The sequence below is a fragment of the Aneurinibacillus sp. UBA3580 genome (assembly GCF_002375825.1).
GTDB classification, from domain to species: Bacteria; Bacillota; Bacilli; order Aneurinibacillales; family Aneurinibacillaceae; genus Aneurinibacillus; species Aneurinibacillus danicus.
Genome location: NZ_DFMZ01000043.1, coordinates 1 through 22179 on the forward strand (window position 1 = coordinate 1; position 22179 = coordinate 22179).

Genomic DNA, 22179 nt, shown 5'->3' on the forward strand with positions numbered 1-22179 from the left:
GACGCTGTAACCGCCGTGTCACAAAGTCTGATTAATCAGACGCGGGAAGTGCTTCAGATCGAAAAGCCGATTGACCTGGTTTACAATTTCATTGACAAGCGGGAATATTATCCGCGTGATATGTGTGATGTGCGCGAAGAATATGCACCGAACAACGAGAAAGTGTTTATTCATATTTCCAACTTCCGCAGCGTAAAACGAACGGATGATGTGGTGCGTATTTTCCACCGGATTAAACAGCGGATACCGGCTAAACTCCTGATGATTGGAGAGGGTCCGGATCTTCCTGTGGCGAGGGATTTGGCGCTTACACTCGGTCTTCGGGATGATGTATTCTTTCTAGGAAAACAGGAAGATATCGCCTGTGTATTATCTATGGCGGACGTGATGCTACTGCCATCTGCGCAAGAAAGCTTTGGACTTGTAGCACTTGAAGCGATGGCGTGCGGTAAGCCGGTAATTTCAAGCAATGCGGGCGGACTACCTGAAGTGGTGAAAGACGGGGAGACCGGTTTTGTGCTGCCGATTGGTGATGTGGAAGGAATGGCGGAGAAAGCGATTCAGCTTGTGGCGGACCCTGCGACCTATGAATTCTTCTCCCAACAGGCAATAGAGCGTGCCTACCATACGTTCTGTCACAAAGAAATCACCCGCCAGTACGAAGCGATTTACCAACGTGTCCTGACCGGGGAGATGGAGTCGTGTTCCCGACCATAAAGCAGGAGACTTTGCAAAAAACCCGGTCACGGCTTTTGGCGAGGCCTATAGGAACAGGGATATCGACATCGCAGGGCCTATTAACGAAGCGACGAGCATAGAATCATGCATGATTCCCTGATAAAAAAGGTTACAATTGGCAAGTAAAACGAGTCAATTTGTAACCTTTTTTTATTCATAGTTATTGTGCCATTCTGATAGCTAAATAATAATTTATGATAATGCTCCGTCTTAAGTTGATATCAGTTTTAACAGGAGGTGAGTAAAAATGAAACATGAAAAATTGCAGCCGTTTATCATCAAGGCCTTGGCACCGTCATTCATCTGATTGAAACGTTTATCAATGAAATTTCGGGTACTAGAACGGCCAAAAACCATTTTGTCTAAAGCTTCCTCTCTATCCTTAATATTTGCGCAAAAACATTGCGGTTTTGCCCAGACTTTCCCCCCATAACACCTCTCGGCATCTACCGAACAGTTCTTCTACATCCTGCGTACGGTTCGCCAGCACACGAAGGACAAATCCGCATACCGATAGTATGGACAGGCCTATCTTCACTTCCGTAGAAGGCTGAAGTATACCATAGAGCCGATCCAAAAACTCACTATCAATCCCGTCCTTTACTACGAGCATCGAACCAAAGTGCGTATATCCCTCCATGCTTCCAAGCCCCTGGATATCTTGATCGGGCACCAGTTTTAGATGGTCAAACAAAACCAATTTGTCATCGATGTATACGTCCATTCTTGACTGAAGCAAATCATAACGAAATTTCGTTCCGTCCGGTGCCCAGCCGGGGGTAAGAATATCGGTACAAACAAGCGACGCGCCCTGCTCCATCCGAATCGTTGTCCGCTGCTTAAACCGCGCATGCTGGTAGGCGATGACAGGATCCGGAAGATATTCCAGGAGACTTCCTTTTTTTAAAAAAATATTTGTTTCTTGAACAACAGGTTGTTTCATCGTTTTATAGATTTTAGTGGATGATTGGGTGGTGAGAAGGACTGCCGCTTCCGGTTCAAGCTCAATTTCTATCTTATAGATATCGCCATCGACATATCCTCCTCCAGGATTCATCATATATAAGCATGCCTGCCCTGTTTGATCGAGATAAACCGGGCGCGTGACTTTGAAAGCTCCTTCAAAATGAGAATCTTGCAAAATGGTCTTCTCTTCTTTTTTAGCACACAACATCCATAAATATCCAGATAGATTCTTCATGTCATTCCAGTCCTACCAGCAGCGCATTCTTCTTAATCCAGTCAACCGTTTGCTTAAGGCCGATATCTTCTTTCAGGTTAGTAAAAATATAAGGTTTATTTCCCCGGGCAACCTTTGTATCTGCTTCCATCACTTCAAGGTTTGCTCCCACATAGGGAGCCAAATCCATCTTATTAATAATAAACAGGTCTGACTTAATCATTCCTTGTCCGCCCTTGCGGGGGATTTTTTCCCCTTGGGCTACATCGATAATATAAATGGAGAAATCAACAAGTTCCGGACTAAAGGTGGCTGCCAGGTTGTCTCCACCACTCTCTATAAAAATAATGTCAAGGTCGGGGTGGCTGGCCTTCAGTTCTTCAATCGCCGCGAAATTCATCGAAGCATCTTCCCTGATGGCTGTATGCGGACAACCTCCCGTTTCCACGCCAATAATCCGGTCGGCTGGAAGGACACTGTTTTTCATCAAAAACTGTGCATCCTCTTTCGTATAAATATCATTTGTCACCACAGCCATACTGAATTCTTGATGCATCGCCCTCGTCAATCTTTCCACTAACATTGTTTTTCCGGCCCCTACCGGTCCTCCAACTCCAATGCGTATTGGCTCCATATGTTTCGTTCTCCTCTCTCTGCTGTATCGGGTTATGACATAAACAAACGAACATGCAAGCGTTCATGATGCATTTGCGCGATTTCAAGCCCCGGTGATACCGCTCCAAAATCGGAGGCATCCATTTTCTTGATTTTTTCTGTCGCCTTTATCAGCCAGGGATGACATTCTAACAAAAGACGTTGTCCATCTGTCTGTCCCAGCGGAATGCCCCGCACTCCGTTTTGGACCAGGGCTGCAATACTGGAATATAAGTACGATAGAATCCCGATTTCTTTTGCTATGTTTAAAGAATGAACAATCATGGCAAATACAATCGCCGGATGTCCGAAAGAGCGCTTTGCCCGTATCCTTTCTTCATATTCCTTGAGTAATGGCAAAGAGAACAAGTCGATGCCCATCCGAACCATTCTCTCTCCCATCCGGCGGCTGGCTTCCCGTGATTCCCGTGGAATATTTTGTGCGTATAGCATCTGATCCCATTGCCAGATTTCATTGACCCGGTTTTGTTCCAACGCCTCGTACACAAGCCGGCAGGCCAATCCATCCACATAGACAAGCTGTTTATCGAGATAAACCTGAAGCCAGTGCGCAAATGTCGCTTTACTATTCACCCGGTATTCCTGGATATATGTTTCCAGTCCGAAAGAATGAGAGAATGCTCCCGAAGGAAAGTTAGAATCGCATAACTGCAATAATGCTAACAGACGGCTATCCATGACTATGTCCAATATGGCGAAATGCCTCCCTGACCTTTCTTTTTTCTCGTACATAAGGAACCTTCAACTGCTGAAGCAACTCTTCGACTAAGTAATCGTATTGGACCAGCATCTCTTCTCCTTCAAACTGGGCCGGTAGATGGCGATTCCCTAACTGATGGGAAATTTCCCCCATCTGTTTCATACTGGTAGGACGGATGACAAACAAATCATCCGCAATGACATTCACCACAATCGCATTGTGATCGTCCATATACAAAATGTCGCCATCCGTCAAATCTTTCATTTCTTTTAAACGAATCCCGATTTCCTTGCCGTGATCGGTGGTTACTCGTTGAATTCGCTTTACCAGATCGTCGCTGTGCAGGTAGACTTTCTCCACATGGCGGCCACCAAGATCGGCATGTTCGATGTTTCCTCTGATTTGCTCGATAATCAAAGTGCTCCCTCCTAAAACAAGAAATAGCGCTGCGCCATCGGTACCACATCAACCGGCCCGCAGGTGATCACTTCCCCATTCACTTTTACTTCATAGGTTTGCGGATCGACCTCGATGTTCGGTGTTTCGGCGTTCAGCTTCATATCCTTTTTCGTCAATTGGCGAATCCGCTGTACAGGTCGGATTTGCTTCTTCAACCCTAATGTTTCATGCACGCCAAGCTCGATCGCAATTTTTGATAGAAACGTAATAGATGTTTTATGTTTCGCTTTTCCGAAAGAGGCAAACATCGGCCGATATAACACAGGCTGCGGTGTCGGAATCGAAGCATTCGGATCACCCATAAGGCTGTGGACAATCATTCCGCCCTTCATGACGATTTCCGGTTTTACTCCAAAAAACGCAGGGTCCCATATGACAAGGTCAGCCATTTTTCCAACTTCCACCGAACCGACCTCATCAGAAATGCCATGGGTAATAGCCGGGTTAATGGTGTATTTGGCTATGTACCGCTTCACCCGGTAATTATCGCTGATGCCTGTATCCTGAGATAGCTGCCCTCTCTGCTTTTTCATCTTATCCGCCGTCTGCCAGGTTCGGGTAATGACCTCGCCTACCCGTCCCATCGCCTGGGAATCAGAGCTAATCATACTAAAAACCCCGAGATCGTGCAGAATATCTTCGGCGGCAATTGTCTCTTTACGAATGCGCGAATCGGCAAAGGAAATATCCTCCGGAACATCCGGGTCCAGGTGGTGGCAAACCATCAGCATATCGAGGTGCTCATCGAGCGTATTTTTCGTATACGGGCGGGTGGGATTGGTTGAAGACGGCAAAATATAAGGATAGCTTGCTACCTTAATGATATCAGGAGCGTGCCCTCCTCCTGCCCCCTCGGTATGGTATGTATGAATCACGCGGCCATTAATCGCCGCCAGAGTATCCTCGACAAAACCTCCTTCATTCAATGTATCCGTATGAATCGCTACCTGCACATCATACTGGTCGGCTGCCCGCAGACAATGATCAATTGCCGAAGCAGTTGTTCCCCAATCTTCATGAAGCTTAAGACCGATGGCGCCCGCACGAATCTGCTCAACCAAAGGCTCTTCCGCCGAGGCATTGCCTTTGCCCAGAAATCCAACATTCACCGGAAAAGCTTCTGCGGCCTCCAGCATCCGATGAATGTTCCACTCCCCCGGAGTACACGTCGTGGCGTTCGTTCCGGTAGCCGGTCCTGTTCCTCCTCCAATCATCGTCGTAATTCCGGACGCCAAAGCTGTTTCAATCTGCTGCGGACAAATAAAGTGGATGTGGCTATCCACTCCTCCTGCCGTGACAATCATTCCCTCAGCAGCAACGACCTCTGTCGAAGCGCCAATCAACAGGTTTACACCATCCATCAATAAGGGATTCCCGCTTTTGCCAATCCCTGCGATCCTTCCGTCGCGAATTCCGATATCCGCTTTGTAAATCCCCGTATAGTCTATAATAACCGCATTGGTAATGACGGTATCGAGCACCCCTTCCGCACGGGCAGCCAACGGATGTTGTCCCATCCCGTCACGGATCACCTTGCCGCCGCCGAATTTTACTTCATCACCGTAAACGGTAAAATCCTTTTCAATTTCAATAAACAACTCCGTGTCCGCGAGACGAATCGCATCCCCTGTTGTCGGTCCAAACATGTCTGCGTACTGTTTTCTTGACATTTGAAAACTCATCATCAGTCATCCTTTCTTTTTATCCGCTCCCGCATGCTTTTCGTTTTACATTAATCCAGTTCTCCGTTGGTTTTATTATTCAATCCGTACACTTGGCGCAGCCCGGAAAACGGAACGACCTCTATCTCTTTAACATCCCCGGGTTCAAAGCGGACCGCCGTCCCTGCCGGAATATTTAAATGCATACCAAACGCCTTTTCACGATCAAATTCCAATGCTCGATTGATTTCATAGAAATGAAAATGTGAACCAATCTGTACCGGCCGATCGCCTCGATTGAGGACCGTCAGTTTCACGGCCGCCTTTCCCGCATTGCAAACAATTTTCTCCTTGCACAGTCGATATTCTCCTGGAATCAAATCTTCCCACACCTTTCTTTGATGATAGCAACCTACCGGATGGGGTCATGGACAGTCACCAATTTTGTTCCATCCGGAAACGTCGCTTCCACTTGAATCTCCCGAACCATTTCCGGCACCCCTTCCATGACATCCTCCCTGGTCAAAATCTTTGTCCCCTCTCTCATCAATTCGACCACTGACTTTCCGTCTCTCGCCCCCTCCATAATTTCATACGTAATAAGGGCCACCGCTTCCGGATAATTCAGCTTCACGCCGCGATTTTTGCGGCGGAGGGCCAAATCGGCCGCCACAACGACCAACAATTTTTCTTGTTCCCTTGGTGAAAGTTTCATTCGTTTTCTCTCCTCATTTAAACGACTAAGTATTGTTTAATCGCATCCTCATTAAACGACCGGGTATCCCCCTGCGTAACGATGGAGGACTTATCGATCACATAAAAGTAATCAGCGCATTCCAAAGCCAAATCCAGACTGTGCTCTACGAGCAGAATGGATACGGTCTTCATTGCGGCAATCCGTTTAATGACATCCGCGATTAACAGAACAATGGAGGGTTGAATGCCTTCCATCGGCTCATCTAGCAAAAGCAGCCTGGGCTTTCCGACCAGCGCCCGGGCAATGGCCAGCTGCTGCTGCTGTCCGCCGCTCAAATCTCCCCCTTTGCGGTGAAGCATCGTTTTTAATACAGGAAACATGTCATATATATCTTCCGGAATCCCGTTTTTCCATTCTGCTTTCGGGAGGGTTTCAAGCCCCAATAAAAGGTTTTCTTCCACTGTAAGGGTAGGGAAAATATCTCTTCCCTGCGGAACGTAGCCAATTCCTCGCCTGGCTCTCATTTCAGGCGGCAGCGCGGTAATGTCTTTCCCCATAAATTCAATTGTCCCTTTTTTTGCTTTGAGCAACCCGACGATGCTTTTTAATAATGTAGTCTTGCCCACTCCGTTTCTTCCCATTAGCGAGACGACGGTTCCCGGCTCAATGCGGAGATCGATCTCCCGCAGCACCATACTCTCCCCGTACCCGACATCAAGTTGCGACACTTTCAGCATGTTCTGCCTTCCCCTTCCCGAGATATACTTCCGCCACACGGGGATCCCGCTGTACTTGCTCCATTGTTCCTTCACACAGAATCTTTCCCTCATGCATAACGGTTACTTGTTTGGAAAACGTCCGCACGAAATCCATATCATGTTCAACTACAATGACAGAGCAAGTCTGAGCAATTTCACGGATAAGTTCTCCCGTACGCTCCCGTTCCGTCCCCGTCATCCCCGCGATAGGCTCATCCAGAAGAAGGAGCTTCGGCTCCTGCATAAGCTGCATGCCAATTTCAAGCCATTGCTTCTGCCCATGGGAAAGCAAGCCCGCCTTTCGTTCGGCTTGATCAGCCAAGCCGATTTGCGCAAGCACCTCCATCATCCGTTTTCTTTGCCCACTGTCAATCCTGGCTCGCAAAACGGCCCATAGATGCCGGTTTTGCTTCATTGCCAGTTCTAAATTTTCAAACACGGTAAGATTTAAAAAAATAGATGGTGCCTGAAATTTACGCGCGATGCCCAGGTTAACAATCTCATGCTCTTGCTTTTTCACGATGTCAATCCTGTTATGAAACCATATCTGTCCGCTCAACGCTCTCGTTTTCCCGCAAATGACGTCGAGCACCGTTGTTTTTCCCGCCCCATTCGGTCCAATAAGAAAGCGAATTTCCCCTTCTTCAATCGTCAAATCGACTCCTTGAATCGCCTTGAATCCATCAAAGTCTACCACGATATTACGACACGACAGTATGGGTTGCCTGCTCATCTTTCGCCCCTCTTTCCCTTGTAATAAACAGTTTGCCTTTGATTTTTTCAAAAAGACCTACAAGTCCGTTAGGCAAAAACAGCACAATGATGACAAATGAGGCACCTAATAAGATCAACCATATTTCTGGATATGACTCGCTAAAAAAGCTTTTCGCCCCGTTGGTTACTATCGTTCCGATAACCGCACCAATCAACGATTGACGCCCGCCAACAGCCACCCATAGAACCATTTCAACGGAAGGAATAATGCCCATCATGGCCGGAGAGATAATTCCCACTTGAAGCACAAACAAAACACCGGATAAGCCCGCGAATGCGGCCGATAAACAATAAACAAACACACTATAACCGGTTGGGTTGAATCCGCAAAAGCGCACACGATTCTCCCCATCACGAATGGCGATAAGCAACCGCCCTAAACGGCTGTGAACCAGCCAGAGACAAAACGTAAAGACGAGTCCAAGCACGGCTAACGTAATCCAGTAAATCGCTACCTGTACCTCGGGAGCAGCGAGCCCAAAACCAAAAACCGTGGAAAAATTCGTCAGTCCGTTTGTTCCACCCGTATATTCCTGCTTTCCGATAAACAGCGTGACCAGAATGATAACAAGAGCTTGAGAAAGGATCGAAAAATAAACACCGCGAATCCGGTTGCGAAAGGTTAAATAGCCAATCAGCGCCGCCAATAAGACAGGAATGAAAATCGCTGCGCCCAGCGCAAAGACCGGGCTGGCAAAAGGCTTCCAAAACCAGGGAAGGGCGGTTAATCCGCTCCATTCCATAAAGTCGGGCAGATGGCCTCCCGCGCTTTCCAGCTTCAAATACATGGCCATGCAATAGGCGCCCAGTCCAAAATAAACGCCATGACCCAAACTAAGAATACCGGTGTACCCCCAAATTAAGCAGAGTCCGAGTGCCAGAATCGCCAAAGATAAGAATTTTCCTAATAAATTCAAGCGAAAATCGGATAAAAACAACGGGGCGATAGCAAGCACTGCCGCAAAAGTCACATATCCGATCCACTGCATACGGGACCGTGAGCGAATCAAACTGTTCATCCTGCACCTCCTACTCCAATGCTCTTGTTCGCATATTGACAAGTCCGGAAGGCTTCCATTGCAAAAATGCGATAATAAGCGCAAATACAATCACTTTAGCCAGCGTAGCCGTAGTTGAATATTCAAGAAACGTTCCGAGCAAGCCAATAAGAAACCCACCGGCTACTGTTCCGGCCAGTTTACCTACGCCTCCCAACACAACAACCATAAAAGCGTCGACAATGTAATAAGAGCCAATGGACGGTCCAATCGGTCCAATCAAGGTCAAAGCACATCCGGCAATCCCCGCTAGCCCTGACCCTAACGCAAATGCATAGGCATCAACCTTTCGGGTAGAAATTCCCAAGCAGGATGCCATCCCTCGATTAAGGGTCACCGCCTGCATTCGGCGTCCAGCAGAAGTCCGGTACAGGTAGAAATACAATCCGACGATACACGCGACCACAAGAAAAATGATAAACAAACGCTTGTAAGGAAACGTTACGTTCCCCATTAGCGTAAGTCCGCCATTCAGCCAATCGGGGGCGGTGACTGCAACGTTCGGCGCCCCGAAAATGCTCCGGGCAATCTGCTGCAAAATCAAACTGATTCCCCACGTGGCCAGCAAACTGTCTAAGGGACGGCCGTACAGATGGCGAATCAGAAAATGTTCCAACAATAATCCAATAAGTGCAGAAACAAGAAAAGCGATGGGGATCGCGATGAGAAAATAAAAACCATGCATCGATTCGGGTGCATAATGGGAAAAGAACAATTGGGTGAGATAGGTCATATAAGCCCCGATCATGATCAACTCTCCGTGAGCCATGTTAATCACATTCATCAACCCGAACGTAATCGCTAAGCCCAGGGCGATTAATAGCATAATGGAACCCAGACTCATTCCGTTAAACAACTGAGTTAACATAACATCCATATGGTTACCTCCTTATTCGGATCGGACTTAATAAGGAAAAGAGGGATTAACCCGTGTGAATGCTTCACCACTCCCTCTTTTCCTCCTTTTTTAATTCCCCTGACTCAGTCCGCTTCCCCAAGGATAGCTTTTCAAGTACGGATCCGGCTTTACAGCTTTCCCTGAATTCCACAGTTCCTTAAACTGTCCATCAGATTGGATTTCTCCAATACGGACGGTTTTCCAAAGATGCTGATTCTCACCCTCGATTTTGACCGTTCCGCCCGGTGCCTTGAATTCAATTCCTTTGGCTGCCGCCTTGACTTTCTCCACCTCAAAAGAGCCGGCTTTCTTTACCGCTTCCGCCCACAGGTGAACCGCATCATAAGCCGCTTCAATCGGATCATCCGTCACCCGATCGTTGCCGTATTTCTCCTTGTACTTCTGTACAAATGTCTTATTCTCCGGCGTGTCTGTCGTTTGGAAGTAATTCCATACCGCTAAATGGCCTGCCAGAATATCTCCGCCAATGCCACGTATCTCTTCTTCTGCGATACTTACAGACATTACGGTCATATCGCCCGGCTTAATCCCGGCATCTTTTAATTGTTTAAAGAAAGCTACGTTACTATCGCCATTTAACGTATTAAAAATGACATCAGGCTTTGCGCTCTTAATTTTGCTAATGAGCGTATTGTAATCCGTATGACCCAGCGGCGTATATTCTTCACCCAGCAACTCTCCGCCTTCCGCCTTTAACTGGGCTTTAATGATTTTGTTGGCTGTGCGGGGAAAAACGTAGTCAGATCCAATCAAGAAAAATTTCTTTCCGCGATTCTCAAGCAACCAGGATACTGCGGGCACAATTTGCTGATTTGTCGTTGCTCCGGTATAAAAAATATTAGGAGATGATTCCATTCCTTCATATTGTACGGGGTACCATAATAGCCCTTTGTTCTGCTCTACTACCGGGAGCATCGCTTTACGGCTGGCCGAAGTCCACCCGCCGAAGATCGTAGCTACTTCATCTTTCTGTAAAAGCTTCTTGGCTTTTTCCGCAAAAGTCGGCCAGTCGGAAGCACCGTCTTCAATGACAGGCTCAATCTTCTTACCCAACAGTCCACCCGCTTGATTGATTTCATCAATAGCCATCAGTTCGGCATCCTTTAAAGAAACCTCACTAATCGCCATCGTTCCGCTTAAAGAGTGCAGCACTCCGACTTTTACCGTATCAGAGGAAGGGGACGCTCCCGAATCGCCATCCTTCTGCTCTACCGCTTTGCTGCCGCATCCGGCCAGCATCAAAAATATCGCCAACATAGAAATCCCCAGTTTGCTTTTTACACACCTGAACAGATGAATGCACCCCTTTTTTAATTCTAATTATGTAATAATTAACATCAGGCAATGATTTGAAAACTCATTGCCTGGACGAAACACGACCCACTATCGCCGGTCATCGTCTTTTTTGTTATAAAAAATAACATCACCCTTTCGTTTTTCGTCATGATTGGAGTCATTCAGGATTAAACATGGTTTTATTATAGAAATGTATAAAAGATAGCGCAAATTACTTGTTATAAAACCTGACATAGTTAAGCAAAAATTCTTGCATTACTTGTTTTTCATAGGGGAAGCAAAGATTTTTTTCTAGATTTGTCCGACTGCTCTTCATATATCTTCAAAATGTGTCTGATAACAAAATAAAACCTGACGAATATACTTGACATATTCATCAGGCGTCCTATATAAACATGGATTGAAAACTTGACAAAATCACGATGAAAAATCAAGAAGAGGCAAATATTTGAACAAAAACATATAATACCGGCAGCCAATTTAATGTTATAATATAGTGAATATTTGCATTTTTTGCATGAAACTTTGTTTTTTATTTCTCTTTCTATCCCCCTCGAACCGCATCGAGGGCAAAAATTCACTTCGATAGACATACCTATCCCCTCTTTTACGAAATGACATTTTCTGACTATCCTATCACTTATATACAGAGTTGAAAAGGAGGACCGAACGCATGGAGATCACAAAATTCGTTACTCCCGAGATTATCTTTGGCTCAAACTCTATTTCTCAAATTGGAGACTGTATTCTACGTCTGGGAGGCACAAAAGCTTTCATTGTCACTGATCGCGGAGTCATAAAGGCAGGTTGGGTTAAAAAAGCTGTTGCATATATATCTGAATGCGGAATCGACTATCATATCTTTTCTGATATAACAAGCAATCCAAAAGATTATGAGGTCATGAGAGCTACAAAGGAATATAAGCGTGTACAGTGTGATATTGTTGTTGGAATTGGTGGCGGAAGCTGTCTTGATTCAGCCAAAGCAGTAGCGCTCCTGTCTGCAAATGAAGGGGTTGTCCATGAGTTTCAGGGGATTGATAAAATAGAAAACCCTCTCCCTCCTATGATTATGATTCCTACGACGGCCGGATCAGGAGCAGATATATCCCAGTTCTGCATTATTACTAACACAGAAAAAAAAGTGAAGATAGCCATTATATCAAAGTCTCTCATTCCCGATATTTCAATTATCGACCCTACCACATTAATAACGAAAGAACCCATCTTTACAGCATATACAGGAATGGATGCGCTTACACACGCAATTGAAGCGTACTTGTCAATCGCCTCGACTCCTCTTACCGACCTGCTTGCATTGGATGCGATTCGATTGATTTCAGGGAATCTTCGCCAGTCTGTCCGCTCGAAAACGGATATAACGGCTAAGACGAATATTGCGATGGCCAGCCAGCAGGCTGCCATGGCCTTTTCCAATGCGATATTGGGCGCTGTTCATGCAATGTCACACCCTTTAGGCGGACTGCTTGATATGCCGCACGGAGAGGTAAATTCTATTCTATTGCCGCATGTTATGGAATTTAATAAATCGGCGGTCCCTCATAAATATACAAACATTGCTATCGCTATGGGAGAAAATGTTGAAGGCCTGTCTGATACAGAAGCGGCGCTGCAAGCAATCAACTCTATCAATCGGCTTGCCAGAGATATCGGCATTCCAAAACGACTTTCTGAAGTAGGCTTACAAAAAAAATATATTTCACAGCTAAGCGAGTGCGCCATGGAAGATGCCTGCCTTATTACCAATCCAAAAGAGGTAACACAAACGGATATAGAAGATATTTTTAAAGAAGCGTTTTAAGGAGGAGCTATGTACGATAGTAAAAAAGATGCGTTGGAGAAACTGACGGGTATTCGTTCCTCAAAGAAAAATTATTACATGGAATTAAAAAAAACAATTCAGGAAGTTACAAGACAAAACGTTCAACTGGAAATCATTAATAAGCTTGTACGAAGCATTACTATTGATATGTCTTTTCAGGATATGATGAAAGAAGTTGTATCTAAACTGAGGGAGGTTATTCTTTTCGACCGTCTGGCTTTACTATCAATGGAAAGCAACGAATTACGGATTACTCACGTATTTCCGGATACGCTCACCGAATTGAAATACGGAGAAAAAATTCCCCAGAAAGACTCGTTATACTGGGAGTCAATCTACAAAAATACTCCTATCTACCATCATGTCTCCTCAGAATGCAATCAATATTTTGAAGATACTATTTTACGTAATCTCAAGATTAAAACGGTTATGGTATTTCCGCTTATCATAAAAAAACAACCCATTGGTGTCTTATCGCTGGGCTGCAGGGATAAGGTCGACTTTCATCAGAATGATATCAATTTTTTGAGCCAGGTTGCGGATCATCTATCTATTTGTATTGATAATGCCTCCTTATATACGAAAATGGCTAACATGCGAACAGATCTGCAAAATATCTTCGATGCGGTTACCGATATGTTAATGCAAGTTGATCTACATTCAAGAATTGTCCATTTCAATCATGCTGTCCCGAAATTTTTCAATAAATCACCCGAACAGATCATGCTGCAAAAATGGAATGACCTGTTCTACAACGGAGAGACACCCCTGACTTCCAGTCCGCTTGAAGAAGTGCTTACAACAAACACAAGCATGACACACCGTATCCATTTGAAGAATGGAAAAATACTCGATGTTTTCTCCCACCCGAAATATAACGATGGAAAATTGTCAGGCATTATTTGTTATGTAAAAGATATTACAGCAAAACTTGCATTAGAACAGCAACTCATTCAGTCAGCCAAGCTTGCGGCTATCGGAGAAATGGCTGCCGGAGTTGCCCATGAAATAAACAGCCCACTTACAGCCATTCTAGGAAATACTCAGCTTCTTATGATGGAAGCTGATCCTAAAAGTGAGGAAACGGAGCTTCTATCGGATATTTACAACTGCGGTGTTCGAAGTAAAAAAATTATCCAAAACTTATTAACGTTCTCCAGGCAGGATCATTACGCATTCGAAGAAACATGCTTAAATACAACAGCAAAACAGGCTCTTAATATTGTCGGCTATCAGATTAACCGGAACAAAATCGCTATTCATCTTCATCTGTCCAAAGCGCTCCCAACTATTTTTGCCAGTAAGCAGCATATCGAACAAATTATTATTAATTTTATACTAAATGCCAAAGACGCATTAGTCGGTATACCAAACGGCGAAATTCATATTGAAACAGGGACCGTCAGCCATGACATTCCACTGCTCTTGTATGAAAAAAATAAAAACATTGACACATACGCATATATAGCAGTACGTGATAATGGATGTGGCATTCCACCGGAAAATTTACCGCAAGTTTTCAATCCGTTTTTTACAACGAAAGATTCAACAAAAGGAACTGGACTTGGTCTCTCCGTCAGTCTGGGTATCGCCGATGCTCATAACGGCACCATTCTTATTGACAGCAAAATAAATGAAGGAAGTACATTTACTCTTTATATCCCTGTTGATGGAAAAGGAGGCGTACAATAATGGCTCATATTCTTGTCATCGACGATGAAGTAGAAGTTACCACGTTCTTTAAATATTTTTTGCAAAAGATGCAGCATACCGTCACAGTTGCTCATGACACACGTCAAATTAACGATGTAATTGAGAATGATGTTTTCGATTTGGCCATCGTTGACCTCAAGCTGCCTGATACGGACGGACTCGCTATCTTGAAAAACATTAAAAAGGTTCAGCCGTCTACACAGGTAATTATTATGACGGGGTACAGCACAGTAAAAACAGCGGTTGATGCGATTCATATGGGGGCATACGACTATATCGAAAAACCTTTTGATGACATTCTTAAACTTAAACAAATTATTGAGCAAGCGTTGCACAGTCAAAGCCTGCAGACAGACGAACTCGATATGATTTCTGAAGAGACCGGTTTTATCATAGGAGCAAACCAGGAGATGAGGCGGATTATTGAAATCGCCAAAAAGGTTGCTCCAAAAAACATTTCCATTCTTATTAACGGAGAAACAGGAACAGGAAAAGAAGTATTCGCCCGCTTTATACACCATATAAGCAGCCGAAACAATCATCCTTTTATTGCGGTAAACTGTGGAGCGATTGCTGAATCCCTACTCGAATCTGAATTATTTGGCCATGAGAAAGGCTCTTTCACCGGCGCAAGCCAGGTGCGCAAAGGGGTGTTTGAAATCGCCAATCAGGGAACGTTGTTTCTCGATGAGATTGGTGAGGCAAGTTTGCAAACCCAAGTCAAGCTGCTCCGCGTTCTTGAACTACAAGAATTTATGAGGGTGGGCGGGGAGAAAACAATTAAAACAAATACAAGAATTTTATCCGCTACAAACGTAGATCTTGAAACAGCTGTACAAAAAAAGGAATTTCGTTCCGATCTTTTGTATCGGCTTGAAGGCGTGAAACTATGCCTTCCCCCTTTACGGGAAAGAAGAGAAGATATCCCTTTGCTCATTCAACATTTTACAAAACGGATGCAAAAAACGTCGACTTTCTCTCCTGTTTTTTCGCCTAAAGCTATAGAAGTGTTGCAAAATTACCAGTGGCCAGGAAATATCAGGGAGCTGCATAACGTCATTATGCACACATTGGCTCTGGCTGATAAAGATAGCCGGGAGATCGATATTAAGCATCTTCCTGAAAAAATCCTCGATTCCGTTATAAAAAGACACGTTCCTGCTTCGGCAGATGTTTCATTCGAAGAAAAGTCTTTACATACAAACAACGTAACACCTCTTCGAAAAAAAAGCTGTACAGATGATTTTTCTGCTCTTGCAGATGAATTTTGCAGCGAGTTATTAAAAAAAATTGAAGTGGAAAATGGATTTGATCTGCCAAACTTATTAGCGTTGATTCGTGATATAGAGACAAAAGTAGGACATGAAGTAATCAAAAAAGCGCTGAGACAAACAATGGGAAACCGGAAAGAAGCAGGAAGACTATTAAAAATCAATCCGAGAACACTACGATATTTATTGAACGAAAAGGGAAAATCTGTTCCGTTAGGCGAATAATGTTCTTTTTGTGCCAAAATTCCGTAAAAAAGTGCCGATATATAGTTAACCATCAGGCAATAACTGCGTATGATTCCCTGCTATTCAATGAAAGAAATCTGGCATGTATTTTGAATATACAAAATTATGAGCAATTCATTTCTAAATAGAGGAGGTTTTTTTGTTATGATCGTCGCACAACCAAATCAGGCTGAATCAAAAGTAAAATTCAAAGACAGGTACGATAACTTTATTGGGAGAAAATGGGTTGCCCCCATCAAAGGACAATACTTTGAAAATATTACTCCGGTAACCGGAAAGCCATTCTGTGAAATTGCCCGCTCCACAGAGGACGATATCGAACTGGCACTTGACGCAGCACATGCGGCAAAAGACGCCTGGGGCCGGACTTCAGCTGCTGAACGTTCGCTTATTTTAAACAAAATTGCTGATCGAATCGAAGAAAATCTTGAAATGCTGGCTGTTGCGGAAACATGGGATAACGGCAAGCCACTGCGTGAAACGATGGCCGCTGATCTTCCGCTTGCGATTGACCATTTCCGTTATTTTGCTGGTGTTCTGCGTGCTGAAGAAGGAACAATCAGCGAAATCGATGAGCACACAATTGCTTATCATTTCAATGAGCCGCTTGGCGTTGTTGGACAAATTATCCCATGGAACTTCCCGCTTTTGATGGCATGTTGGAAACTGGCCCCTGCTCTTGCAGCCGGAAATTGTGTGGTGCTCAAACCTGCGGAACAAACACCTGCTTCCATTATGGTTCTTGTTGAACTGATAGAAGATTTACTGCCGCCAGGCGTACTTAATATTGTAAACGGTTTCGGATTGGAAGCAGGCAAACCGCTTGCTTCGAACCCGCGTATTGCAAAAATCGCATTTACGGGTGAAACGACAACGGGCCGTCTGATTATGCAGTATGCTTCGCAAAATCTGATTCCGGTTACGCTTGAACTTGGCGGAAAATCCCCGAACATTTTCTTTGCCGATGTACTTGCGCAGGATGATGCGTTCTTTGACAAAGCAATCGAAGGATTCGTGATGTTCGCCCTCAATCAAGGAGAAGTATGTACATGTCCGTCACGTGCCTTAATCCAGGAATCCATTTACGATGAATTTATGGAAAGGGCACTGGCACGCGTGAAGCAGATTAAGCAGGGGAATCCGCTTGACACAGACACAATGATCGGTGCACAGGCATCAATGGAACAGGTCGAAAAAATTATGTCCTACATTGACATCGGCCTTCAAGAAGGCGCGGAATGCCTGGTTGGCGGAGGCAGAACGGATCTTGGAGGCGATCTTGCAGGTGGCTACTATATCCAACCGACCGTTTTTAAAGGAAACAACAGCATGCGTATCTTCCAGGAAGAAATTTTCGGACCCGTTGTTGCAGTTACAACATTTAAAGACGAGACAGAAGCACTGCATATTGCCAATGATACCCTCTACGGACTGGGTGCTGGCGTATGGACGCGTGATATTAGCAGAGCATACCGCATGGGTAGAGCGATTAAAGCGGGACGCGTATGGACAAACTGCTATCACGCATATCCGGCACACGCCGCTTTCGGTGGATACAAACAGTCTGGTATTGGTCGAGAAACACATAAGATGATGTTGAACCACTATCAGCAAACGAAAAATCTTCTGGTAAGCTACAGCCCGAACGCTTTAGGTTTCTTCTAAAAGCAAGACTGCTGCCTCTCCAGCATGGCAGCAGTCTTGTTCTGCAAAAGTCAAGAAAGAAGAACTACGATTCAAGGGGGCCATGTACTTTGCTACCTTTCTCCGGAGCAACATGGTGTGATATAAAGCAGTATGTACAGAAAAAAAGCAGCTGTATCCTAACAGTTGGCAGCTACGAGCAGCATGGACAGCATCTCCCGCTAGCAACAGACATATTAATTCCTCTGTCGCTTGCAAAAGAACTAAAGAGAAGGACAGATACGGTTTGCTTTCCTCCTGTCTCTGTTGGTCTGTCGGATTGTCATTTATTTTTTCCAGGTACGTTAAGTTTAAGAGCGGACACCTTTTATTGCCTGTTAACCGATATTCTATTGTCTATTTATTCCCACGGATTTACCCACTGCCTGATTATCAACGGCCATGGAGGAAACACACCTGTTATTCAGGATGTGATTGCACATCTTTCCTCTGCCTCGCCAGCATGCAAAACATCCCTGTTTGAATGGTGGAACGACAAAAACGTTCAGGCATATATGTCAGAGGTCTGGAACGAACAAGAGTATCATGCGTCCGCTCCTGAAACATCGCTTATGCTGTATCTTCATCCCGAGCTTGTTGATATGGCTAAAGCTTCAGGACATCCTGTAAATCAATCTACATTGACACCCGATGCCAGACAGTTTTATGAATGGTATCCTTCAGGATCTGCAGGGATTCACCCGCACCTTGCTTCTGCTGTTCATGGCGAAAAAATCTATCGGTATTCGATTTCGGCCTGTCTTCGTCTTCTGCCCTCGGTGTAAAATACAAAGAAAGACGAGTGCGTTGTTTGCACTCGTCTTTCTTACTTCCTTGCAGCCAGACGCTCCTGCGCCATCTTCTCATACTCATTGGATATCGTAACGGAATTTCTGAAGATCGCCATACCGAAATCAGATTCTGATTCTGGCTCTCCTTCCTGTTCCCAATCAATATTTCTTCCTCCGCGGTACATATTACGGATTAGCTTTTCCACTACGCGGCTTAAATCTTCCACGTTTTTTACTACTTCGATAGCGTCTACATGCTCTCCATATTCTTTAATTACACAATCTCCAAGATCCCAGTTCCCTTTTCTTTCAGGTGTTAACCACATCGTAAACACCGATTTTTCTTTAACTTCTTCCAATACCCAGGCGTTTGACTGGTTGTAATTATTTCGTGCATCACCCAAGAATATTACAGCAGGCTGTCCTTTCATACTATCAATAAAATTCTTCTGGAAAGTTAGCAGCGCATGACCATAATCGCTATTTTCATCTACATCCACTACTTCTCCGAGGGAAATCTTGTTCATCGATTGGTGAACATCATATTTATTCAGAAGTTCCGTAACTTCGATCAGTTCTTTAACAAAAACAAAGCTGCGAACGGACAATATTGTATTTTGCAGGCTGTGCATTAGATGAAGCAAAAAACGTGAGGCATAACTGACAGAATAGCTTACATCGCATAATACAACAATACGCGGTTTTTCTTTATTCCTTTTCTTAAAATGCGGCTCAAAAGGAATCATGCCAAAGCGGCTGTTTCTCCGCAATGTCTTTGTAACATGCAGCTTTCCGTCATTTTTCTTCTTTCTCAATTTTTTAATATCTTTCTTTAAACGATTGACCATTTGAATGACCATTTCATCCATTTTGGAAATTTCTTCTTCTGTGTACTCATTAAAATTTTTTCGCTTCCACTGTTCCATTTGTTCTTCATCAACAAAGTACTTTAATTCTCCTGTTGAATAGGTACCTTCCGGATTCGGTGACTGTAAGCGCTCTCCCAAATGCAGATTCGTACTAAGACCAATTCCACTGCCAACCCCAAGTTCCTGTTCAATCAGTTCCAGATCATCCAGACTGACTTCCACATCTTCAAGTTCCTCTGTCTGAATCATAATTTTAAAACCGGAATGCTCTCCACCCTCAGGCTGTTTCTCTCCTTCTGCCAGATGTTTCATTGCGATCGCGGCTTCCCTGACCGCTTCAGAAGGCAATTCCGGCTGTGCCTCTACTATGTTCCATAGAACTTTAAAATACTGGTCAAACCATGTATCAAATGTATCTAAATCTTTTTCATTTTTAATAAGCGTCATCTGCAGTACTGATTTGCATGCCTGTCTGTCACTCAGCCCCACATAATAAAGACCTTTTAAAGCATCCATATTCTCATCAGGGGATACACGAACTCCCCTTCGCCTCAGGCCGTTAATGAATTGTGTTAGAATCCCCTTCATCGTATCAACCCCGATTTTAAATATGAACTGTCTGTATCAACTCATCAACTTTACCATAATCCGAGTGATGCTTAATAAGGGAGCCCATCGTATCTTTAATAACAGACGGATTTATTTCTTTTACTTTTAATAGAGCAAGTGTTTGTGCCCAATCAATTGATTCACTGACACTTGGAGATTTCCGTAAACCAAGCTCTCTTACTTTCTTAAGGAACTCTACAATCTGTCCTGTTAATTCTCTTGAGATTTCCGGTACCTGCTCCTGAATAATCTGGATTTCCCGTTCTGCGCTCGGATAGCCGATATGTAAAAACAGGCAGCGTCTGCGCAGTGCATCAGAAAGCATTCTTGTATTATTGCTTGTCAAAACAACAAGCGGTTTATGCTTCGCGGATACTTGCCCCAATTCCGGAATGGTCACCTGAAAATCGCTTAAGCTTTCTAACAGCAGCGCTTCGAACTCATCATCTGCCCGGTCAATTTCATCAATAAGTAAAACAGACGGTTTATCGGACATAAAGCTGCGTAAAATAGGACGCCTGAGCAGAAAATGTTCTGAGAAAAAAATATCTTCTTCCTTACTCATTTTTTCAACCGCCTGTGAAAGCGTAGATACTCCATCAAGATACTGGTCGAGTGTTCCTCTTAACAACTGGGTATACAGCATTTGTTTGCCGTACTCCCAATCGTATAACGCCTTGCTTTCATCAATCCCTTCATAGCACTGCAGGCGTATAAGTTCACAGTCCATAATGCTGGCCAGCGCTTTTGCAAGCGATGTTTTCCCTACTCCCGGCGGACCTTCGATAAGGATAGGCTTATTCAGTTTGTAGCTTACATAAACCGCTGTAGCAATTTCCGTATCACATATATAATGAGCAGAACGAAGCTGCAAAGTTACGTCTTCGATGGATTGAAACATGTATTTCATTCCTCCCTCTTTTTTTGAGAAAAACAGGAAAATGATAAGAAAGAAAAACTAAGATGTAGAGAAGAAAAAGGGGGCACAAACTCCCCCTCCCCCTTTTCTGGCTGTATGCTCTTACGCCAGTACTTCTGCTTCTACTTCTACCGCAGGGTCCATACACTCTCTAAAGATCTGCTGAATTGCATCTGTCGTTACGATCCTTGGATTGCCTCCTGTGCAGACATCGTTAAATACAACTTCCGAGAAGCGCGGCAGATGGTGTTCTTGCAGTCCAAGTGAGCTGAAGTTTTCCGTAATGCCGATTTCTTTACGCAGAGTATCAAGCGCTTCAACTGCGCTCTCAGCTGCCTGCATAACCGTCATGCCTGTTGTGTCAACCCCCATCGCACGGGCGATATCAGCATAACGTTCCGGACATGCAACCATGTTATAACGGGCTACCGGAACCATCGCAATCGCGTTACACTGACCGTGCGGTGAATCAAACAAAGCGCCAAGGCAGTGTGCAATGGAGTGCGTGATTCCAAGACCTGCACTGTTGAAAGCCATACCTGCCGTATATTGAGCCCATGCTTGTTTTTCACGCGCTTCTGCATTGTCCGGGTTCGCATATGCCTGGCGAAGTCCTTCGTTAATTAACTTAATCGCATGAATAGCCAGACCCTGTGATGTAATAACCCCAAGACGGGATACATACGCTTCTACCGCGTGTGTTAATGCGTCCATTCCTGTCCATGCTGTCAATTTCGGCGGCATCGTTCTCATCAATGCCGGGTCAACAATTGCACGGGAAGTAATAATGGTCGGGTCGAAAATAACCATTTTATATAATTTCTCAGTATCTGTAATAACAGAAGCCCAGCTTGTTTCCGAGCCGGTTCCCGCTGTTGTAGTAATCGCAAGCTGCGGGATAAGTATCGGCTTCTGACATGTATTCATTCCGTTAAACTCACGAATTGACTGTCCGTCATGCGCTTCAACGATACGAACTGCTTTCGCGCAGTCATGAGAAGAACCGCCCCCGACCGAAATAATGCCATCACACTGCGCCTGTTTATACAATTTGTGAGCTGCATGTACTTCATGATCTTTCGGGTTCGATGTTACGCCATCATACACTGTGACTTCAATTCCTACATGCTTTAAAACACCGGTAATTTCATCAATGATTCCTGTACCGCGCAGTCCAGATGTAACAATGAGGGCATGTTTAATGCCTAGTTTTTTCGCTTCTTCACCGGCCATCCGGTAAGCACCCCAACCGATCAGTGCTCCAGGGGTAGGATGATACATCTTCAACGGGAATTCAGTGTGGTTAACATTAAATGACAT

General features: G+C 44.5%; 21 protein-coding genes. 6 read left to right on the forward strand and 15 right to left on the reverse strand.

Features of this window, described 5'->3' with window-relative positions:
• The coding region (bshA, locus tag B2899_RS06670) for an N-acetyl-alpha-D-glucosaminyl L-malate synthase BshA (protein WP_286884591.1) at nucleotides 1-717 on the forward strand (717 nt) is incomplete at its 5' end.
• A 403-nt stretch (nucleotides 718-1120) separates the two neighbouring features.
• On the opposite strand, the gene B2899_RS06675 is transcribed toward bshA, so the two are convergent.
• The 12 genes from B2899_RS06675 to urtA form a co-directional block, all read right to left on the reverse strand.
• Entirely contained in the window at nucleotides 1121-1798 is a 678-nt protein-coding gene (locus B2899_RS06675) for an urease accessory protein UreD (RefSeq protein ID WP_286884593.1), read from the reverse strand.
• Between the two features lie 142 nt (nucleotides 1799-1940).
• Nucleotides 1941-2552, reverse strand: coding sequence for an urease accessory protein UreG (gene ureG / locus B2899_RS06680; RefSeq protein WP_146808896.1), 612 nt, complete (start codon nucleotides 2550-2552; stop codon nucleotides 1941-1943).
• Nucleotides 2553-2584: 32 nt separating this feature from the next.
• Nucleotides 2585-3271 (reverse strand): urease accessory protein UreF, encoded by a 687-nt coding sequence (locus B2899_RS06685; protein WP_146808912.1) that lies wholly within the window; start codon nucleotides 3269-3271, stop codon nucleotides 2585-2587.
• A complete protein-coding gene (gene ureE, locus B2899_RS06690) occupies nucleotides 3264-3710 on the reverse strand; it encodes an urease accessory protein UreE (protein WP_146808895.1) in 447 nt (148 codons plus the stop codon). The genes B2899_RS06685 and ureE overlap by 8 nt, the downstream gene beginning before the upstream one ends.
• A gap of 11 nt (nucleotides 3711-3721) precedes the next feature.
• Nucleotides 3722-5434 carry an urease subunit alpha gene (gene ureC, locus B2899_RS06695; RefSeq protein ID WP_146808911.1) on the reverse strand — a complete coding sequence of 571 codons (1713 nt, stop codon included), beginning with the start codon at nucleotides 5432-5434 and terminating at the stop codon, nucleotides 3722-3724.
• 50 nt (nucleotides 5435-5484) lie between these two features.
• On the reverse strand, nucleotides 5485-5793 hold the full coding sequence (locus B2899_RS06700) for an urease subunit beta (RefSeq protein WP_146808894.1): 309 nt from the start codon (nucleotides 5791-5793) through the stop codon (nucleotides 5485-5487).
• 32 nt (nucleotides 5794-5825) lie between these two features.
• Complete coding sequence (locus tag B2899_RS06705; RefSeq protein WP_146808893.1) at nucleotides 5826-6128, reverse strand: urease subunit gamma; 303 nt, start codon at nucleotides 6126-6128, stop codon at nucleotides 5826-5828.
• Nucleotides 6129-6145: 17 nt separating this feature from the next.
• Entirely contained in the window at nucleotides 6146-6847 is a 702-nt protein-coding gene (urtE, locus tag B2899_RS06710) for an urea ABC transporter ATP-binding subunit UrtE (protein ID WP_146808892.1), read from the reverse strand.
• Nucleotides 6825-7601, reverse strand: coding sequence for an urea ABC transporter ATP-binding protein UrtD (gene urtD / locus B2899_RS06715; RefSeq protein WP_286884594.1), 777 nt, complete (start codon nucleotides 7599-7601; stop codon nucleotides 6825-6827). Before urtD ends, urtE begins: the two co-directional genes overlap by 23 nt.
• Entirely contained in the window at nucleotides 7570-8661 is a 1092-nt protein-coding gene (gene urtC, locus B2899_RS06720) for an urea ABC transporter permease subunit UrtC (protein ID WP_146808890.1), read from the reverse strand. Before urtC ends, urtD begins: the two co-directional genes overlap by 32 nt.
• A gap of 10 nt (nucleotides 8662-8671) precedes the next feature.
• Nucleotides 8672-9577 (reverse strand): urea ABC transporter permease subunit UrtB, encoded by a 906-nt coding sequence (gene urtB / locus B2899_RS06725; RefSeq protein WP_286884595.1) that lies wholly within the window; start codon nucleotides 9575-9577, stop codon nucleotides 8672-8674.
• A 90-nt stretch (nucleotides 9578-9667) separates the two neighbouring features.
• Entirely contained in the window at nucleotides 9668-10876 is a 1209-nt protein-coding gene (gene urtA / locus B2899_RS06730) for an urea ABC transporter substrate-binding protein (RefSeq protein WP_146808888.1), read from the reverse strand.
• Between the two features lie 712 nt (nucleotides 10877-11588).
• Here urtA and B2899_RS06735 point away from each other — a divergent pair.
• The 5 genes from B2899_RS06735 (at nucleotide 11589) to B2899_RS06755 (ending at nucleotide 18456) form a co-directional block, all read left to right on the forward strand.
• Complete coding sequence (locus B2899_RS06735; protein WP_146808887.1) at nucleotides 11589-12737, forward strand: iron-containing alcohol dehydrogenase; 1149 nt, start codon at nucleotides 11589-11591, stop codon at nucleotides 12735-12737.
• A gap of 9 nt (nucleotides 12738-12746) precedes the next feature.
• The gene (locus B2899_RS06740) at nucleotides 12747-14450 is read left to right on the forward strand and encodes a GAF domain-containing sensor histidine kinase (RefSeq protein ID WP_146808886.1); all 1704 of its coding nucleotides are present in this window, start codon (nucleotides 12747-12749) and stop codon (nucleotides 14448-14450) included.
• Nucleotides 14450-15967 (forward strand): sigma-54-dependent transcriptional regulator, encoded by a 1518-nt coding sequence (locus B2899_RS06745; protein WP_146808885.1) that lies wholly within the window; start codon nucleotides 14450-14452, stop codon nucleotides 15965-15967. The genes B2899_RS06740 and B2899_RS06745 overlap by 1 nt, the downstream gene beginning before the upstream one ends.
• Nucleotides 15968-16132: 165 nt before the next feature.
• Entirely contained in the window at nucleotides 16133-17653 is a 1521-nt protein-coding gene (gene adh, locus B2899_RS06750; protein ID WP_286884596.1) for an aldehyde dehydrogenase, read from the forward strand.
• Between the two features lie 89 nt (nucleotides 17654-17742).
• On the forward strand, nucleotides 17743-18456 hold the full coding sequence (locus B2899_RS06755; RefSeq protein ID WP_170230152.1) for a creatininase family protein: 714 nt from the start codon (nucleotides 17743-17745) through the stop codon (nucleotides 18454-18456).
• 41 nt (nucleotides 18457-18497) lie between these two features.
• Here the strand turns inward: B2899_RS06755 and B2899_RS06760 are convergent, their stop codons facing one another.
• From B2899_RS06760 to B2899_RS06770, 3 genes are all read right to left on the reverse strand, one after another.
• Entirely contained in the window at nucleotides 18498-19919 is a 1422-nt protein-coding gene (locus B2899_RS06760) for a VWA domain-containing protein (RefSeq protein WP_146808882.1), read from the reverse strand.
• Between the two features lie 16 nt (nucleotides 19920-19935).
• On the reverse strand, nucleotides 19936-20850 hold the full coding sequence (locus B2899_RS06765) for an AAA family ATPase (protein WP_286884598.1): 915 nt from the start codon (nucleotides 20848-20850) through the stop codon (nucleotides 19936-19938).
• A gap of 111 nt (nucleotides 20851-20961) precedes the next feature.
• Nucleotides 20962-22179, reverse strand: a complete 1218-nt coding sequence (locus B2899_RS06770) for an iron-containing alcohol dehydrogenase family protein (protein WP_146808880.1) — start codon at nucleotides 22177-22179, stop codon at nucleotides 20962-20964.

What these genes read in the sequence shown, in the direction of transcription:
- B2899_RS06675 (WP_286884593.1), bottom strand. Translation starts at nt 1,798, where the DNA reads ATGATGAATCCTGGAGGAGGATATGTCGATGGCGATATCTATAAGATA.
- ureG (WP_146808896.1), bottom strand. Translation starts at nt 2,552, where the DNA reads ATGGAGCCAATACGCATTGGAGTTGGAGGACCGGTAGGGGCCGGAAAA.
- B2899_RS06685 (WP_146808912.1), bottom strand. Translation starts at nt 3,271, where the DNA reads ATGGATAGCCGTCTGTTAGCATTATTGCAGTTATGCGATTCTAACTTT.
- ureC (WP_146808911.1), bottom strand. Translation starts at nt 5,434, where the DNA reads ATGAGTTTTCAAATGTCAAGAAAACAGTACGCAGACATGTTTGGACCG.
- B2899_RS06705 (WP_146808893.1), bottom strand. Translation starts at nt 6,128, where the DNA reads ATGAAACTTTCACCAAGGGAACAAGAAAAATTGTTGGTCGTTGTGGCG.
- urtE (WP_146808892.1), bottom strand. Translation starts at nt 6,847, where the DNA reads ATGCTGAAAGTGTCGCAACTTGATGTCGGGTACGGGGAGAGTATGGTG.
- urtD (WP_286884594.1), bottom strand. Translation starts at nt 7,601, where the DNA reads ATGAGCAGGCAACCCATACTGTCGTGTCGTAATATCGTGGTAGACTTT.
- urtC (WP_146808890.1), bottom strand. Translation starts at nt 8,661, where the DNA reads ATGAACAGTTTGATTCGCTCACGGTCCCGTATGCAGTGGATCGGATAT.
- urtB (WP_286884595.1), bottom strand. Translation starts at nt 9,577, where the DNA reads ATGGATGTTATGTTAACTCAGTTGTTTAACGGAATGAGTCTGGGTTCC.
- urtA (WP_146808888.1), bottom strand. Translation starts at nt 10,876, where the DNA reads ATGTTGGCGATATTTTTGATGCTGGCCGGATGCGGCAGCAAAGCGGTA.
- B2899_RS06735 (WP_146808887.1), top strand. Translation starts at nt 11,589, where the DNA reads ATGGAGATCACAAAATTCGTTACTCCCGAGATTATCTTTGGCTCAAAC.
- B2899_RS06740 (WP_146808886.1), top strand. Translation starts at nt 12,747, where the DNA reads ATGTACGATAGTAAAAAAGATGCGTTGGAGAAACTGACGGGTATTCGT.
- B2899_RS06745 (WP_146808885.1), top strand. Translation starts at nt 14,450, where the DNA reads ATGGCTCATATTCTTGTCATCGACGATGAAGTAGAAGTTACCACGTTC.
- adh (WP_286884596.1), top strand. Translation starts at nt 16,133, where the DNA reads ATGATCGTCGCACAACCAAATCAGGCTGAATCAAAAGTAAAATTCAAA.
- B2899_RS06760 (WP_146808882.1), bottom strand. Translation starts at nt 19,919, where the DNA reads ATGAAGGGGATTCTAACACAATTCATTAACGGCCTGAGGCGAAGGGGA.
- B2899_RS06765 (WP_286884598.1), bottom strand. Translation starts at nt 20,850, where the DNA reads ATGAAATACATGTTTCAATCCATCGAAGACGTAACTTTGCAGCTTCGT.
- B2899_RS06770 (WP_146808880.1), bottom strand. Translation starts at nt 22,179, where the DNA reads ATGTCATTTAATGTTAACCACACTGAATTCCCGTTGAAGATGTATCAT.